The organism is Vibrio mytili (genome assembly GCF_000830505.1).
Taxonomy (GTDB): Bacteria; Pseudomonadota; Gammaproteobacteria; order Enterobacterales; family Vibrionaceae; genus Vibrio; species Vibrio mytili.
This window is the reverse complement of sequence record NZ_JXOK01000026.1, coordinates 96169-112681: the sequence shown is the minus strand read 5'-3', so window position 1 is coordinate 112681 and position 16513 is coordinate 96169. Positions and strand designations below refer to the sequence as shown.

The 16513-nt window shown below is 42.6% G+C and carries 11 protein-coding genes and 2 pseudogenes; 8 read left to right on the top strand and 5 right to left on the bottom strand.

The features are described from left to right. Positions 1-155 precede the first annotated feature (155 nt). The 3 genes and pseudogenes from SU60_RS08720 to SU60_RS08710 all read left to right on the top strand — a co-directional run bounded on the left by SU60_RS08720 (position 156) and on the right by SU60_RS08710 (position 2210). Positions 156-527 (top strand): GntR family transcriptional regulator, encoded by a 372-nt coding sequence (locus tag SU60_RS08720; RefSeq protein ID WP_041155177.1) that lies wholly within the window; start codon positions 156-158, stop codon positions 525-527. Beyond that, complete coding sequence (locus SU60_RS08715; protein WP_041155176.1) at positions 524-1381, top strand: ABC transporter ATP-binding protein; 858 nt, start codon at positions 524-526, stop codon at positions 1379-1381. Before SU60_RS08720 ends, SU60_RS08715 begins: the two co-directional genes overlap by 4 nt. Next, positions 1381-2210 (top strand): annotated as a pseudogene (locus SU60_RS08710) (hypothetical protein). The gene SU60_RS08715 and the pseudogene SU60_RS08710 overlap by 1 nt, the downstream one beginning before the upstream one ends. Before the next feature lie 74 nt (positions 2211-2284). Here SU60_RS08710 and gltS read toward each other — a convergent pair. From gltS to SU60_RS08690, 4 genes are all read right to left on the bottom strand, one after another. After that, positions 2285-3511 (bottom strand): sodium/glutamate symporter, encoded by a 1227-nt coding sequence (gltS, locus tag SU60_RS08705; protein WP_041155175.1) that lies wholly within the window; start codon positions 3509-3511, stop codon positions 2285-2287. A 186-nt stretch (positions 3512-3697) separates the two neighbouring features. Further along, a complete protein-coding gene (locus SU60_RS08700) occupies positions 3698-4414 on the bottom strand; it encodes a YebC/PmpR family DNA-binding transcriptional regulator (protein WP_041155174.1) in 717 nt (238 codons plus the stop codon). 154 nt (positions 4415-4568) lie between these two features. Beyond that, positions 4569-4778: a DUF3283 family protein gene (locus SU60_RS08695; protein WP_041155173.1), complete on the bottom strand. Its 210-nt coding sequence runs from the start codon at positions 4776-4778 to the stop codon at positions 4569-4571. A 355-nt stretch (positions 4779-5133) separates the two neighbouring features. After that, positions 5134-5331 (bottom strand): PA3496 family putative envelope integrity protein, encoded by a 198-nt coding sequence (locus SU60_RS08690; RefSeq protein ID WP_041155172.1) that lies wholly within the window; start codon positions 5329-5331, stop codon positions 5134-5136. Positions 5332-5950: 619 nt separating this feature from the next. Between SU60_RS08690 and SU60_RS08685 the strand changes: the two genes are divergently transcribed. Beyond that, positions 5951-6418, top strand: coding sequence for a hypothetical protein (locus SU60_RS08685; protein WP_041155171.1), 468 nt, complete (start codon positions 5951-5953; stop codon positions 6416-6418). 352 nt (positions 6419-6770) lie between these two features. On the opposite strand, the gene SU60_RS08680 is transcribed toward SU60_RS08685, so the two are convergent. Then, the gene (locus SU60_RS08680; RefSeq protein WP_041155170.1) at positions 6771-8741 is read right to left on the bottom strand and encodes a replication initiator protein RctB domain-containing protein; all 1971 of its coding nucleotides are present in this window, start codon (positions 8739-8741) and stop codon (positions 6771-6773) included. 1238 nt (positions 8742-9979) lie between these two features. Here SU60_RS08680 and SU60_RS08675 point away from each other — a divergent pair. The 4 genes and pseudogenes from SU60_RS08675 (at position 9980) to SU60_RS08660 (ending at position 16447) form a co-directional block, all read left to right on the top strand. Further along, positions 9980-11197: an AAA family ATPase gene (locus SU60_RS08675; protein ID WP_041155229.1), complete on the top strand. Its 1218-nt coding sequence runs from the start codon at positions 9980-9982 to the stop codon at positions 11195-11197. Positions 11198-11204: 7 nt separating this feature from the next. Then, on the top strand, positions 11205-12179 hold the full coding sequence (locus SU60_RS08670; RefSeq protein ID WP_041155169.1) for a ParB/RepB/Spo0J family partition protein: 975 nt from the start codon (positions 11205-11207) through the stop codon (positions 12177-12179). 121 nt (positions 12180-12300) lie between these two features. Beyond that, on the top strand, positions 12301-14337 hold the full coding sequence (locus SU60_RS08665; RefSeq protein WP_041155168.1) for a tRNA(Met) cytidine acetyltransferase TmcA: 2037 nt from the start codon (positions 12301-12303) through the stop codon (positions 14335-14337). A 434-nt stretch (positions 14338-14771) separates the two neighbouring features. Next, positions 14772-16447: pseudogene (locus tag SU60_RS08660) on the top strand (DUF342 domain-containing protein). The last annotated feature ends 66 nt before the right edge of the window (positions 16448-16513 follow it).

Here is a 16513-nt window from a genome sequence, read left to right as displayed (position 1 = left end):
GAGTTTACTCTCATAGGGGGTCTTTTTTGCACGCTGTTACCCCAGATGACAGCTCCTCCCTTTCTAACTTTGAACTATTTTTTTATGCCAATGTCTACCTTAGTATCTGAGTGTTATACCTATATATAGCACCAATTCAGTTAAAGGGTTCAACCATGGAACATTGGCATGATCGCCAACCGATTTTTCGTCAGTTAGCGGATAAGATCATCCATCAAATTCAACAAGGTATTTGGCAAGAAGGTTCACCATTGCCTTCGGTTCGTCGTGTCGCAGCAGACATGAAGATCAACCACCTGACCGTGATGAAAGGCTATCAACTTCTTGTCGATGAAGGCTTGATAGAAAAGAAACGCGGCCAAGGCATGTTTGTCACAATCGGAGCCAAACAAAAACTCTTAGCCGCAGAAAAAATCCGATTTCTCGACGAACAAATTCCACAGATTGCCGACACATTACAGCGTCTGGACATGTCGCTCAACGAACTGATCCAGCAACTCAAACCACACATTAAGGGTGACCAATGAGCGCATTAGTCAGTGTAAAAAACCTCTCTAAGCACTATCATCAAAAAGGCGAGGCATTGCATGAAGTCAGCTTTGATTTGCACGCAGGTCAAGTGCTTGGCCTTCTCGGCCACAATGGCGCAGGAAAATCAACGCTAATCAATGCCCTACTGGGTGTACACGAATACCAAGGAACCATTCGTATTAATGGCTATGAGCCGATCATGCAACGTGACAAGATCATGCGTAACCTCTCCTATATATCGGATGTAAATGTGCTACCTGATTGGATGACCGTGGCACAACTATTAAGTTATACACAAGGGGTACACCCAGGCTTTAACCGGAGCAAAGCGGATGAGCTCCTAACACAGACCGACATCAAGCCAAGAGCGCGTATTAAATCGCTCTCAAAGGGAATGAAAGTACAATTGCATCTATCGATCGTTATTGCCACCAATACACAGATCTTGATACTTGATGAACCGACACTCGGTCTCGACCTCGTATATCGTGAAACCTTTTATCGTCATTTATTAGAATGGTTTCATGATGGTGAACGTGTATTAATAATTACCAGTCATGAGGTCTCCGAAATTGAGCATTTACTGACAGATGTTCTGATCCTCAAACATGGTCGTCCTGTTTTCCAAAATACCATGGATAGCATCAGCAAAGACTACTTCATTCTCGATGCCAGTGATGACTACCAACAAAAAATCGAAGCATTGAATCCGTTGTCATCACAAAAAGGACTGGGAACGACCAAATGGCTGCTTCGCTCAAAATACACCGCGCAGGTTGATGGTTGGGGAGAGTGTTATCAAGTTAAATTAGCAGATATATTTTTGGCGCTACAAAAGGAGGCCATATAATGCATTCTCTTCTAGCGATGTTACGCAAAGAATGGTGGGAAAATCCGTTGGTGTATCGCTTACCACTTTTTATGTTTGGCTGTGGCGCTGTGTTATTTATCAGTCTAATTAGCAGCTCAACCCTAGAACACGGCGTATTCTTTCATATCAGTTTCGGGGGAGATTTAAGTGATATGCAAAAATCACTGAGTAACAATGTTCACCTCTTAATCGCTGGTGGTGCGGGTTTACTCTCTATCCTACTGGGGACTCAATACTTCCCAAGAACGCTCCATAAAGAACGCGCAGAAGGCAGTATCATGTTTTGGCGTAGTATGCCTATTAGCAATGTTCAAATTCATGTCGCGAAGCTGGGGTTCGGCCTGCTGGTTATTCCATTAGTTTGCTCGCTCCTTGTCCTCGCGTCGGACTTGATGTTGTGGTTTATCAATATCTATTCTGATTATCAGTTCGAATTTTTGTACCGTCAAACTCGCTCGGTTATGTATTGCTGCACTGGGTAGAGTTTGTCGCCAGAATGGGATTAGTCGGTGTGTTATTACTGCCACTAGCATTAAGTGCAATGGCGATCTCACAGAAGGTAAACTCACCTTTGGTACTCCTATTAGTTATCATTTATACCCTTCGCTGGATGCCAATTGGCCTGTTTGGATACTACGGCATTGATGATTTTTTCGCTGAAATATTCGCTCTGCCACTACGTGCGCTCATCGCTGCCAACCCGTTTGATGAGATCCCTAAGATAGGCTGGACGTATATTGGTATTTATACCTTTCTTGGTATTTTTGCGTGGACAGCAAGCCTAAAATTCAGCCGCACCGTCTCTTAACAAGACTGCACTACTCCAAAAAAACGGTCACTACGCAGTGACCGTTTTTTATAGGGCTATGGTGAAAAATGTCTTTATCCGAGGAACGAAATATAACCTTGTAGAATGATCAAGTTGACGATGTCGATAAAAAACGCCCCTACAATAGGTACGACCATAAATGCCTGAGGCGACGGTCCATATCGATTAACGATTGAGCCCATATTCATCACCGCGGTTGGCGTAGCACCTAAGCCAAAACCACAGTGGCCACCTGCAATCACCGCAGCATCGTAGTTTCGTCCCATGACTTTAAACGTCACATAGTAAGTAAAGAATGCCAATACAACGGACTGAACCGCTAAAATGATAAGAAATGGAATCGCCAAGTCAAAAATGTTCCACAGTTTTAGGCTCATTAGTGCCATGGCTAAAAACAGAGACAGCGAGACGGTGCCAAGCATATCCACGGTTTCCGCATGCAATTTACGAATTTTGGTGACTTCTAGAACGTTAGTGACAATCACCCCGATAAACAACGCATAAACAAAATCGGGAATCATCAGCCACGTAATATTGAGTGTATTCACCCATTGTTCCAAATATTTTGCCCCAGTGACACAAATCAGTAGAAAGAACAGTTTTTCGACCACTTTCCTTGCGGTGACTTTGTCTTCTTCATACTGGTTATATGTTACCAACTCCGGAAACTTTTCGTGCGTTTTGGCGCTGCGCCCATATTCAGATTCAACACCATGCTTGTCGACCAAACGCTCGGCTATCGGGCTACCGATGATTCCGCCAATGATCAAGCCAAATGTTGCCGACGCCATCGCAATTTCTAATACGTTGTTTAGTCCATACACATCTTGAAAAGTCTGCGACCACGCTGCACCGGTACCATGTCCGCCAGAGAGTGTAATCGAACCTGCGATAAGTCCCATTAACGGATCTAAACCCAACGCAGTAGCCAGAGAGACACCTACCCCATTTTGAATGATGATGTAAAAGGAAGCCACCGCGAGAAAGACAAACACTTTCGCGCCACCTTTTATTAGTTGAGTGTAGTTTGCAGCTAATCCTACCGTTGAAAAAAACATCAGCATGAATGTGTTTTGCAGCGGTAAGTCAAATTCTAAATCGAGACCATTAAAATGAAGAGCAGTAATGATACAGGCTATGATTAAGCCACCCACGATAGGTTCTGGTATGTTGAACTTCTTTAGCACTGGGAGCTTAGCATTAATGAAATTGCCAAGAAAAAGGACACTGATTGCAACCATGAAGGACTCTAACGCCCCAATAGAAATTGTCTGATTCATATCGCCTCATATTGTTTATTATTGTTCTCTTCATCCTCCCTAATGATAGAGCTGTTATTTACTACGATTGGTATCACCTTCCTTCGATAACCAAGACTCTCCTTTGAGTGATATCTAATGTGGACCATAGTGGCAAAAAAAAGCTTCCTGATGGAAGCTTTTTTTACAACCACGAAAATGAATAAATTACAGCTCAGCGTTGTGGTAAACCTGCTGAACGTCATCACAATCATCGAGAAGGTCTAAGAACTTCTGGAACTTCTCTGCATCTTCTCCCGCAACAGGCGTATGAGTTTGAGGGACGAAAGTGATCTCTTCCACATCAAGAGTCAAATCAGGAAATGCACCGTTTAGAGCAGTCTTAGTCTTGAAGAACTCAGTATGAGGTGCAAATACAGTGATTACACCATCCTCAAGTTCAACATCGGTTACATCGACGTCTTCCATCATTAGCGTCTCTAGAATGACTTCGTCATCATCGCCTTTAAACTGGAATACCGCTTGATGATCAAACATGTGAGAAACCGAACCCTCAACACCAATTTTCGCTCCAACTTTAACAAAGCATTGGCGCACATCTTGGAACGTACGGTTACCGTTATCTGTTAGACAGTCAACGATAACACTAGTACCGCCAGGGCCAAAACCTTCGTAGCGTGCAGGTTGGTAATCTTCACCACCCCCGCCACTCGCTTTATCTAATGCTTTATCGATAACGTGCGCAGGAACCTGATCTTTTTTTGCTTTTGCGATTAGGTGACGAAGAGACAAGTTCATGTCTGGGTCGCTACCACCATTTTTCGCGCACATGTAAATTTCTTTACCGTATTTGGAATAAACTTTAATTTTTGCGCCTGCTGTTTTCGCCATTGAGGCTTTGCGCACTTCAAAACTTCTTCCCATCGGGATGTCTCTCTAAATTCAAATTTAATGCGAAGGATTTTAGCAAAAAGCGAAACCTTTTCAATTTTCGCTCAGCAAAGTAATAGGGAGATAATCTCATTCATCGTTCAGCTCGGTATGAGAAACACGATCTCTATCAAGGCGATGAGCCGCTTTATGCGACACCCATTACTCGTTTGTACTTTTCGACCGATTGCTGAAAAAACGCTTTTTCGTCAGCATCACGAATCTTCGAAAGCTGCTCTTCTATTGCTTCAGGGCCAGATTTGGCCTCTCTGAGTTTCCAAACCAAAAACGATGCTTGTTTATCCAGTTCGATTTTGTTTTTTTCATCAGGCGGCAATAAGGATAGATTAAACGACATTCACAGCCTCAGGTACTTTAAATACTAGCCGCGAACTATAGCATACCGAGTCGCAATTGCAGAATAGAAACGCAGTTAACTTGATCAGTTTCAAGTTACTTCATACGTTTTGGCAAGCGTTTTCAATGCGGGCCCCTGTCAAATCGAAATCTGATAAATAGTATTCGCTATTTACACTGTAAAATAGCAACAATAGGTGACAAATCTTGATTACGCGCAACTGTCCTATACCATTCTGGATAAGTAAATTCGAGATAAGTAAATGGTTAAGTTAGCGCGTTAGACCACTCACCAAAATAAAAAGGGCGACCCATGGCCACCCTAGAATATTTTAGATACCTGTTGAAAAATACAATCAATGTATGAGGCCCAACTCTCGTGCTTCTTCAATACTTAGGCCACTTTCACGGATTTCACGGAGCGCTTCTATACGTCTTCTGGCTTCAGCCGACTTGGTTGACTTTTCAGGTTGCACACCGGTTTCTTCTTCGGGTAATTCCCACTTGTGAGCGATGTTACTCATCTCTTCATGGTCGATAGAATTAATGGACATATTTCCTCCGAACACACCATGTTTTCGATGGATAATCTATAGCAAAACCCATCAACACTGATAAGAAAAACTGTAGGGAATTGTGAGCCCAACCGCCCTTTCATTAACTTGGTAATAGATTAATCATTAAAGCTTTGCCAAACACCAGATTTAGGATTAAATTTGAAGGATTAACCTTATGAAAAGTGTGCTGATCTAGCTCTCATTTTTGTCCGTCATCGCAAGACTCCCCTGCCAAACATCTCCATGTAGTTAAACAAAAATCCGAAGTAAATTATCTACCCCTAGCTTTCTTCATGCATCCACTTAGCGGCAGAAAAACAAACTCAGCCTTATTTGGCAATTTCAGCTTAGGTGATTCAAACTGTGACTGAAACGGGATAAGACAGTGCAAATACGCAGTGTCAACACCGCCAACATTTTATTAGACCAATCACAGTATAAGTGATCAGAAATAGCGTAGGAAAAATGCTTGATAACAAGGCGCAATTTTTCGACAAGTAGTTATTCCACAATCAACCTACTTTATAAACGAAAAAGGCAACGAAGTTATCGAATATTTTAACAAGCTAGATGACCAGTTATTTACTCCGATTGGTATCACTAACAGGGGGCCAGGATGGAACTGAATGTGTGGCAAAAGCACATTTCTAGCTGGTATGAATCACAAAGGCTTGATCAAATAGAACCACTAGAAGCGCTCTTATATCAAGCTCCTGATACTGTGTTTGGTCCAAAGCTGACTGGTCAACAAAGTAAAGCGATCGCATGTTGGTTAGATGGGTGTTTAAGAGTTTATGAGCACACCAAATACCACCAACAAGAAAAGGCGTATCGTATTCTGATCTACGCTAGCGCCAAATTAGAACGCGCCGTTTATGAACACAATTGCGATATCGAGATCAGGCGTTGGTGTATAAAACGCTTACGTCATCTAACAGTGCTTGCTTTAGAATTCTGTAATCAACAGCACGATCAAAAGAAATGGCAACAACACGCACACGACCTGATCGAGTCACACATGGCATTCATGCAGACATTGAACTGGAATGGAATTGGGAAGCATGATCATGGAGTAATGCATTAAACCGAAAACATGATCAAGTGTCTTAGATATCTTAGACAAAAAAAAGCGAGTCTCGTTGGACGAAACTCGCGAATCTATTCAGAATGAATGTAACAATATATGAGCCAATCTATTAATCATCAGAAAGGACAAAAGGTTGTCTATTCGTGTTTAATATTAGTCGTGCCCTCGGGTCAAATTGTCATCACTTTGTTAGAGTTAAGTCTATTTTCAATCATAAAAATCACACGCCGAATTCTGGCATCGCGCTATGAAGCACCAACTTTACTGAACATAAACAATCGCTTGGAACGAAGATCTCAAAACTGGACGCTCGTAAGAATGATCAAGAGGTTATGCTACTTGATTAAGCCTAAATAGCCATTTCATCGAGCGCGCGAAATACCATTTCGTCAATGTGGCCATCATAAATTTGTCGACAAACCTTACGTCGTACAGCCAGTCCTGCGATCAAACGCTCGATCGTTAAGTGCTTGATGTCATTTTGGGTATTAAATAACTCAACGGTTTTACTCAATGTTTCGTAGGGGATGGGCTCCTCCCCTACTCTCAACCAATCTAGCTTCTCAATAAACTCTAAGCACTCTTCTTTGATTGAAGCATAGGAGTGCCCGGTCATTGCGGATAACGCCGTTACACTGCGTTCTAGAGCCTCTGAGGATGTATATTTAGATAAGGTAATGGTGATCTCGTCGGCATTGATTTCAACCAGGTGCTTTCTTTGCTTTACTCGTCGTCCTAAATTCCCTCGCGGAGAACGAGCTTTGCGTTGGATAGGCTCAAATTCGCCATCTATGATGCCTGAGAGCTCTTCTAACTGTTGTCGGCTAACTAGCTCATTGCGTAGTGGGTTTGGCAGTGTAGGTGCCATATTGCGCTTACCAGCGTTAGTGGTACGAGCTCGAGAGTAACGTAATACTTCTTCAACATCGCATTTTATGTCCACTTGATAATCCATGATCTTACCATTCTCGATCATTGTTTCGATCGTCAAGTGATATCCCCATAAATTCACGACAAACAGATCGTCGGTCCCTTTCCCATCGGATAAGCGTTTTAATTCACGAATAAGATCCATAGAAAAACGTCGCCATTCGATATTACGGGCTAACTTTTGGTTCAATTCACTGAGAAGCATGCTGTCAGTGTGACGTCGCACCATGCGACTACGAAAAAATGAGTAAAGTTGGAAGACCAGAGTGTGTTGTTTGAGTATTTCTGGAGGAAAAAGGAAAAAGTAATCGCGTGTGAGTAACTCTTCATAAAACGAAGGTTCCCAAACGAGAATATACAAATTAGGTTTTATTCTAATTTCACCATCCGCACCTTCTGATGGGGCTTCCTCTGAAGCGGTGATGGTTCGAGCAAGAAAGCGAAAACGATCACTCTTGAACCCTTCAGGCATGTTCTCGCTAAGCCAACGACCCGTTAACTCATGTAATTGAAAATCGGTAAACTCAATACGATCAATACTGTCACGAATAGAATCACGAGCTGGTCCACTGTCTTTTTTACCGCGTAGTGACAAAATATCCGTGATGTACAATGGTGTTTTATTCGGCACATGTGCCGCATCGAGATGGTATTGATCCTTGTGATGATCGTGATATTGAACAGTGAGCGTAAACAGAGCAAACAATGTCATAAGATCATCGACTGTCATGATATTTTTCGACGATCGAGTTTCAATGACGGCTTTCGTACCAGAGATGGATACCATGGACTTTTGGTAACTTTTCCGTGTTCGAGGAGGAGCAAGAGCTTGATCTATGATCCCTGCCCAATTTGTTGGTGATACCACAAATTGATCGGCTTCATCCTTCATCGTTGGCGGAGTATTCAAGCCATACTCATTCAATAAGCGTTTGTTTACTTGCGTTTGAGCCAGTGCTTTAGAGCGTTTTTGCTTTTCACTCTGTCGAACTTTCTCCGTCACTAAACTGGTTGCCCCTAATACTGAAATCAGCTGATTAGGATTAACAAATTTATGAAGCATGGTTTTTCCGGCCAAACCTTCTTCAAAACGAACTGGTGTTTGGGTAAATAATCCAATATTAACCGCAGCCCGTAGACGCTGTTGCAGAGCCGCGCGAGTAAGTTGACCGTCGGTTGCTTCGACAATTTCAGTCGTTGAAACAAGTCCATCTTTGCTGCTGAAGCCTCGCAATGAGATCAAATTAAGCAACTCTAAGATGCTTTTAGTGACCCCTTTAAAGTGCTGGTATTGCTCTACCCAATCCGCAGAGGATTCGTGCACTTCAAAAAGATGGCCATCTTTGTGGCTCCTTGGTGCTTTAATTAGAATTTTTTCTTCAGCTGTCATTTTAGATCCAGATCACACTAGCCGTAGTTATGCTATGGTTCCGAAGAATAAAGAAAAATAGATCATAAATAAAGAAAAATTGTTGTTTTTTAAATAACTGATCTTTTTGATTATTATGATCTTAATTGATTATATGATCTATTGATCTGGCGTTTTACTTCTTTGTAACCTGTTGTTATGAATGGCTTTTATAGATTGGCACTTCGGAACTATGATCATCTATTTTAGAAAACATGATCATCAATAACTTGAAAGCATGATCATATCCTTCGGTAAGCATGATCATCAAGTTAATGAAAACATGATCAAAATAGTCTCGAAACAATGATCATGAACTTTCTACAGGTTATCCACAGAAGCGGGAGATTATTTTTAATCCTCTTTCCTAATTACAGGTGTTTGCGGCATATATTTACCTCGGAACAATGATCAAGTATGTGTCAATTCATCCGTTTTGTTCCCATTTTGGATAAAAATGAGTCAAGTGGGTAAATATTTAATATTTACACTGCGTTAGTTTACTCATTGAGCGGCTACTTTAAAAGTTAGGAAGCATGATCATGATATAGGGACATATCAAAGATTCTTAGCAACGTTCATCGTTCCGGTGTTTTTGCTTGGCCGTTTTGTCTCATGCCCCAGTCTGCCTACATTTTACCGTAAATTAGCCGGAAAACTTCATGCTTCCGGAGCGCTAATATACTTGATCATTGTTCCGATCCCGGGATCGCACTCTATTTTGCAATGATTTCTCAATTTTTGTCCGGTGACCCATGATCATGCTTCCGTTTCTCTGGCTATGCATGGAAGAATGATCAAGTGCCTACCTTGATCATTCTTCCAAGGTCGTTATTGTCGCTTGGCTTTATTTACTCTGGAACCATGATCAAGACAGCTCAATTCCGCAATGTTTAATGCTACCTTAACAGTTCTCGATGTTTCGTTGTTCATTTTACATAATCCGTAATCTAGCTTGAAGATGTAATCGTTCCGTGAAAACACTGGATTTACAATGTAAATGTGTGACGCTGTAACACTTTAAAAGTTTGAATCAATTAAGCGCTCTATGAAAGAATATTTTAGTAAATATTGTGATGTTTTTCTCTGATAATCATCAAACAGACGATTTTAGTGTTTTTTTATGTGATTGTTATTCAAAATGTTTGTTCACCTTTTTGTTGTTTTTGGTTGCATGTGCTGTACAATTAATCTTCTACATCCTTTCAACGGAATTTGGCATGAAAAGAGAAAAAACGATTGAGAATCTTCATGAGTTAGCTGAATTGACACAACAGGTTCAGGCTGACCGTATAGAGATTGTTTTAGAAGAGCGAAGTGATAACTACTTCCCTCCAATGTCTAAGGCAATGATGGAAACGCGTTCTGGTTTGACTCGTCGTAAACTGGACGACGCTATCGGCAAAATGGAAGCAAAAGGCCATCAATTTACAAAAAACAATGCCAACCACTACTCCATTACGTTAGAAGAAGCGCACATGCTTATGGATGCGGCGGAAGTACCAAAATTCCATGAGCGTAAAAAAAATTCAAACAACAAGCCTTGGATTATCAACGTACAAAACCAAAAGGGTGGTACGGGTAAATCAATGACGGCCGTACATCTGGCAGCATGTCTCGCATTGAATTTGGATAAACGTTACCGTATCTGTCTGATTGACTTGGACCCTCAAGGTTCTTTACGTCTATTTTTGAATCCACAAATCAGTATGGCCGAGCATGACAACATCTATTCTGCTGTCGATATTATGTTAGGTAACGTGCCGGATGAAGTTGAAATTGATAGTGAGTTCTTACGTAAGAATGTGTTGTTGCCCACACAATATCCAAACCTAAAATCCATTTCAGCTTTTCCTGAAGATGCGATGTTTAACGCTGAAGCATGGCAAACACTTTCCGAAGACCCATCGCTGGATATTGTTCGTTTACTCAAAGAGCAACTGATTGACAAAATTGCTGACGATTTCGATATCATTATGATTGATACGGGTCCTCACGTTGATCCACTTGTTTGGAATGCCATGTATGCGTCTAACGCGCTGCTTATTCCATGTGCGGCTAAGCGTCTTGACTGGGCTTCTACTGTGAACTTTTTCCAACATTTACCGACGGTATATGAGATGTTCCCAGAAGACTGGAATGGCCTTGAATTTGTGCGCATGATGCCGACCATGTTTGAGGACGATAACAAGAAGCAAGTTTCTGTATTAACTGAGATGAATTACTTACTTGGTGACCAAGTGATGATGGCAACAATACCACGTAGCCGTGCATTCGAGACGTGTGCAGATACCTACAGTACAGTGTTTGACTTAACCGTCAGTGATTTTGAAGGTGGTAAGAAAACGCTGGCAACCGCTCAAGATGCAGTGCAGAAGAGCGCTTTGGAACTAGAGCGTGTATTACACTCTAACTGGCCATCATTAAATCAGGGGTAATAAGTAAATGGCTTTAAAAACGTCTGAATTAAACGCAAAATTGTTTGGTAAAACCAACAAGCGTCGTGTAGCGACTCCGCAAGAAGCACAAACTGCAGCAAAAGATAAAGCGCAGGTGATCGAGTTGGCAGTTGCGGGTGAGAATACGGTTCAATTTGAACTGGTTCGTGTACCTGCCCATAAAGTAGAGACTGATACCACGGTCTTTGAAAACAATGCTCGTGAACAATCGTTTTTAAATGAACATGCTTTGTCTGATGTTCTGGTTACGCTAAAAGAACGAGGACAGCAATATCCCGCGGTTGGTCGTCGTACTAAAGATGGCAAGATAGAAGTTCTTGATGGTAGTCGTCGACGCAAATCTTGTATTTTGGCTGAGCAAGATTTCCTTGTTTATGTTGGCGAAGAGATTAACTCTAATCACGCTAAATTTCTATCTGATGTCGCAAATGCGCACAAGCCGCTATCACTTTACGAGAAAGGTAAAGAGATGCAGGCAAAGCTAGAAAATGGTGAAGCGGAAGATCAAAAAGCGTTAGCAAAAATGTTTCAATGTAGCGAGGCGTTAGTTAGCGGTGCCTTAAAAGCAGCGGCGCTGCCGTTGGAATTGCTGCAAGCGTATCCTAATGTAGCGGATCTTGGCCGACCAACGATCGTCAAGTTGCACAAACAGTTTTCGACTCTAACACCTGACAAGCAGCAAGAACTTTTAGATAAATGCCGCACAAGCGAAGGCTTTTTATGGCAAAGAAGCCAGGCGCAAGGCGTTGCTCGCTTAACTAAAGAAGTCACAGAGAATCTTGAGTATTGGATTAAAGAGTTGTTACCAGCGAAGCCGAGTGAAAAAGCTGAAAAAGTTGAGCTGATTAAGGGCCGCGCTAGTTATAGTCGTAAAGGCAGTAATTTAGCCTTAAACCTTAAAAAGGTGGACGATACCTTGATGGAGGAAATACTCGCCTTTGTGCAGAGTAAGATGCAATAGCCTCTTTGTTTGACGTTTCAAGCCGCCTCCGGGCGGTTTTTTTATCGCTGTCATTTATAGCAAGAGAGCATAGAGTTAGTGATGTGATACCATAGATTCAGTTCAACGTCGGATAGCTTACATGTACGCACATTCTCAATTTCTTTCACAGCTTCAACACCAAGTATCGGCAGCTTTTCAGCGTGTCGGTGTCGTGATTAGCGGAGATTCTGATTGGCAAGATCAAGTCATTAATGAGTTTCACCAATACCAACAACATCAAACCTGGTTTTGTATGGGAGATTGGCAATGGGCTGATGACTATTGTGTCTCCGTGAAGCAAGGTCATATGTTGCTCGGTAGAGAGTGTGAAGTCTTGTTATTTGACGCGAGGCAAGGCTTCGATGCCAATAGCTTCAGCGCCGCGATTGGCTCGCTCGTCGGCGGTGGTATTTTGATTATTGTTGTACCGACACAAACGTCAAACGACCCTGCGCAACAGTGGCTGAAAGCACAATGGGATAAACTGATAGTACTTGAACAACATCGCCCAATACCCTCCGTGCCGGCATTCTCATCGGCGGCACGACCCACGAAGTATCTACAACAATTGGATGCAATTGCAGCGATTGAAAAAGTGATCACTGGTCATCGCAAGCGTCCACTTGTTTTAACTGCCGATCGCGGGCGAGGAAAAAGTAGTGCTCTTGGTATCGCAAGCGCTAATTTGCTGGTAAAAAAGCCATTGCGTATATTAGTTACCGCACCATCGCTCAAGGCGGTAGAGCCCGTTTTCGTTCACGCTTCACGTGGAACGAAGGACGGACATAGAATCAGAAAAGATCGATTAGATGTCGGGCAGGGCAGTCTTCAATTTGTTGCCCCAGACGAGCTGCTTAATCGCTTACCTGAGTGTGATCTACTTCTTGTTGACGAAGCAGCAGCGATTCCCGTTCCGTTATTAAAAAGAATAACCGAGCACTACCATCGTCTTGTGTTTTCCTCTACGGTACATGGTTACGAAGGGTGTGGCCGCGGTTTTACCTTAAAGTTTGTTGACTGGCTAAAAGCCAACAGACCTGGGATGCATGTTTGTCATTTAAAACAACCGATACGTTGGAGCGAGACGGACCATTTAGAAGCGTGGTCTTATGACGCGTTTTTGCTGGATGCTGAAATCAGGCAGTCATCATTAGAACTCTCTGGGCAGATACAATTAACAAAAATGGATAAGCAACAACTTATCGCTTCCCCTATGCTGTTGCGCGAGTGTTTTGCGTTGCTCGTTAATGCACATTATCAAACTTCACCCAATGATTTACTTCACCTGTTGCAAGACGAACGTAGCCATATGTGGGTTGCCAAAGATCAACATCATATTGTAGGGGTCATGCTCACTGTCGAAGAGGGCGATTTAGACGATGATATTATTTGCGATATCGCCATCGGTAAACGTCGTCCTCGAGGGCATCTGACGCCCATTACCATCGTGAATCAACTTGGCTACCCTCAAGTTGGGCGCCTTTCAACATTACGTATAATGCGAATTGCTGTTCATCCGTCACTTCACCGACATGGCGTAGGTCAGTCGATGTTGAAACTTCTAGAGGCCACGCTCGACTCCCATATATCGTATTTGTCCACCAGCTTCGGCGCGACAGACGAGCTTATTCAGTTTTGGCTTAAAGCGGGATACCAACCGATTCGGCTCGGTACTACTCGCGATGCTGCTAGCGGATGCTATTCATTATTGATGGTTAGGCAAACCGAACATCAACAGCAGGTATGGATCGATGAAGCGAGCGCATTAATGCACGAACTATTATCGCGAAGTGTCATTCAAACGTATCCGAAAATTGAAGCTAGTTTGTATCGTCGCTTATTACAATCACCATCCCGGACAGACAAATTACATCCGAATAAACTCACGCTGATTCACAATTATTGCCAAGGTGGTGGGAGCTACGAATCGGTACTTTTATGGTTGCAGCAGTGGTTGTTTCAGTCTGGCTTAGATTCGACTTCCGATTTACTCATTAGCAAGGTTTTTCTCAATCATGACTGGGCTATGTGCGCGAAGCAGTTTCAACTGGCTGGCAGAAAGCAAGTAGAGCAGCGGCTACGAAGTGAGATCAAACAACGTTTAAAGCAAATTTACACTGTAAAAGGCGTATCTTGAATTTACACTGTAAACTTAGCCCGACGAAAAGAGAGAGGTTTACACTGTAAATTTGTCTTTTGCTTTTCAATATAGGGAAGCTTAACTTAAACGCAAACAACGACGGCCATCCGAGTTTTTAATCATGTCGGAGTGATAACGTTTATTCATAGTTTGCCGTTGGTGCTGCTCACGTATATCGACATCGTAAGATTCTATTGATAGAAAGCCCCCCAAAATAGTCAAAATACATAACCGAAAAGAGAGAGACGGACATCCCAAATCAGAACTGAGTAATAGGTATCCAACACTTTGTTTCGTAAGCCATAACTATAACTCTGCTTTAGTGACGTACTGCTTATATTCACTAAGGAATTCTTTTCCAAAAAATTATTTGAAGTAGACTGGATACGTTGATAGAAAACTAAATCAGTTATAAAAAGAGCGGTGTCGAAATGTGGAACTTATGTCTTGGTTGGTCTGAAAATAATACAGAAATTGTTGCCAGTCTTCCGAGGGATGCGGACGTTAGTTTTGAGCTAAACCCACAACAACTCGAAGACGAGTTAAAAGTGCTAAAAGCAGACAAGTTGCTCGTCGACCAAAAGGAAGTGGACGCTTTCATTGTTAATGCGAGAGAACACAAACCAGAAGCTTACGAAGGAACGGTCATCGCTCGGAAAACCAATGCCCAACTCGATGTTGTATTGTCTGATGATAATATGTTGGCGAGTATTAAAGTGACTGGGGCGTACGGTGGACGTGGTTTGCGTGGCCCTGAAGTGATCTATGCACTTGCTAATGCTCGAGTAACCAAAGGCATCAATAAATTAGCGCTCAAAAAAGTGCTAGTTGTCAGCACAAAGCTTAAACCAGGTAGCACCTTTGTCCAACCAGTCGCCGTCGGTAAACAACCAATCAAAGGCAAAGACTCTGTCTTCAAACCACTTGTTAAAGATATCACTAAGAGAATCCTCAAGCCGAAAGAGGGACAATCAACCAGTGATAAAATCGACTTAAGAAACCTCGGAGAAATCATTGATGTGGGGGTAGGGGATCAGGTGATGCGCCGCATCCCAGCAACAAAAGGGACAGCTGGTTATACTGTACAAGGCATTCCTGTCCCTGCGCAAGAAGGGCAAGAGCGGCCCTTAAAGCCAGGTAAGGGAACGCAAATCAGCCTAATGATCCGAACCTTCTCATCGCGAGTGTCTCTGGTACGCCGCTCATTAAAGATAGGACAATCGAAGTCGACAATGCGATGTTTCTGAATAATGTGGGTGTGAACACAGGGCACGTGAAGTTCAAAGGCAATGTCATTATCGGTGGTAACATTGAATCAGGGATGATCGTGAAAGCAACAGGGTCTATTACAGTTGGTGGGTTCATTGAATCTGCTGACGTTGAGGCTCATGGTGATATTCAAGTAAGCAAAGGTATCATCGGACATACAGTCAGTGACGGCCAGCCAAAAAGCTGTCTGGTAAAAACCAAGGGCACAATACGAGCGAGCTACGCACAATATTCCGATCTTGTCGCCGACGAGGATATTGAGTTATCGGTACATAGCATGAACAACGACATCGTTTGTGGAAATAATCTGACGGTGATGGACGCTTCTGAAAAGAATGGCACATTAAGCGGCGGTATGGCAAAAGTTGGCGGCCGAGTACGGTGTTTGCAGTTAGGTGTTGAAGGTGATGCAGCTACAGATGTTGAGGCATTCTCACGCTATCAAGTATTCAAAGACGGAATCGCCGATTTAAAACAGCGATATAAACAAGCACAACAAGAAACGATGGATGTCGTCCGTAAGGAACTAGAATACAAGAAACGTCCAAAGTCAGAGCGTAGCGACGAAGAGCTCGTTCTTATTGAGCAACTTAAACAACAAAACAGTACTCAACTCGAAGACATTAAACAAAAGTTAGATCTTATGGAAGCTGAGTTAGAAGTGGCACTTACGGAGTGCACTGTTGAAGCAAAAGAGAAAGTTTTTACGCGCGTTACGGTAAAATTTGGAGATGAACAAGTCACGACTAAGCGCAGTCACGGCGGATGTTCATTCCAGTTCAATCAATATGAAATCAAAGTCTCCGCTAACCTTGAAGAAGAGGACGTGCCCAATTAACTCGCCCTTCAGGCGCATTTTGACGTTTTTTGGGTGCATCAACTGCACTCTTTTTGCAATCACATT

Bases quoted from the DNA above. Each gene is read 5' to 3' on its own strand.
- SU60_RS08720 (WP_041155177.1), top strand. From the start codon at position 156: ATGGAACATTGGCATGATCGCCAACCGATTTTTCGTCAGTTAGCGGAT.
- SU60_RS08715 (WP_041155176.1), top strand. From the start codon at position 524: ATGAGCGCATTAGTCAGTGTAAAAAACCTCTCTAAGCACTATCATCAA.
- gltS (WP_041155175.1), bottom strand. From the start codon at position 3,511: ATGAATCAGACAATTTCTATTGGGGCGTTAGAGTCCTTCATGGTTGCA.
- SU60_RS08700 (WP_041155174.1), bottom strand. From the start codon at position 4,414: ATGGGAAGAAGTTTTGAAGTGCGCAAAGCCTCAATGGCGAAAACAGCA.
- SU60_RS08695 (WP_041155173.1), bottom strand. From the start codon at position 4,778: ATGTCGTTTAATCTATCCTTATTGCCGCCTGATGAAAAAAACAAAATC.
- SU60_RS08690 (WP_041155172.1), bottom strand. From the start codon at position 5,331: ATGTCCATTAATTCTATCGACCATGAAGAGATGAGTAACATCGCTCAC.
- SU60_RS08685 (WP_041155171.1), top strand. From the start codon at position 5,951: ATGGAACTGAATGTGTGGCAAAAGCACATTTCTAGCTGGTATGAATCA.
- SU60_RS08680 (WP_041155170.1), bottom strand. From the start codon at position 8,741: ATGACAGCTGAAGAAAAAATTCTAATTAAAGCACCAAGGAGCCACAAA.
- SU60_RS08675 (WP_041155229.1), top strand. From the start codon at position 9,980: ATGAAAAGAGAAAAAACGATTGAGAATCTTCATGAGTTAGCTGAATTG.
- SU60_RS08670 (WP_041155169.1), top strand. From the start codon at position 11,205: ATGGCTTTAAAAACGTCTGAATTAAACGCAAAATTGTTTGGTAAAACC.
- SU60_RS08665 (WP_041155168.1), top strand. From the start codon at position 12,301: ATGTACGCACATTCTCAATTTCTTTCACAGCTTCAACACCAAGTATCG.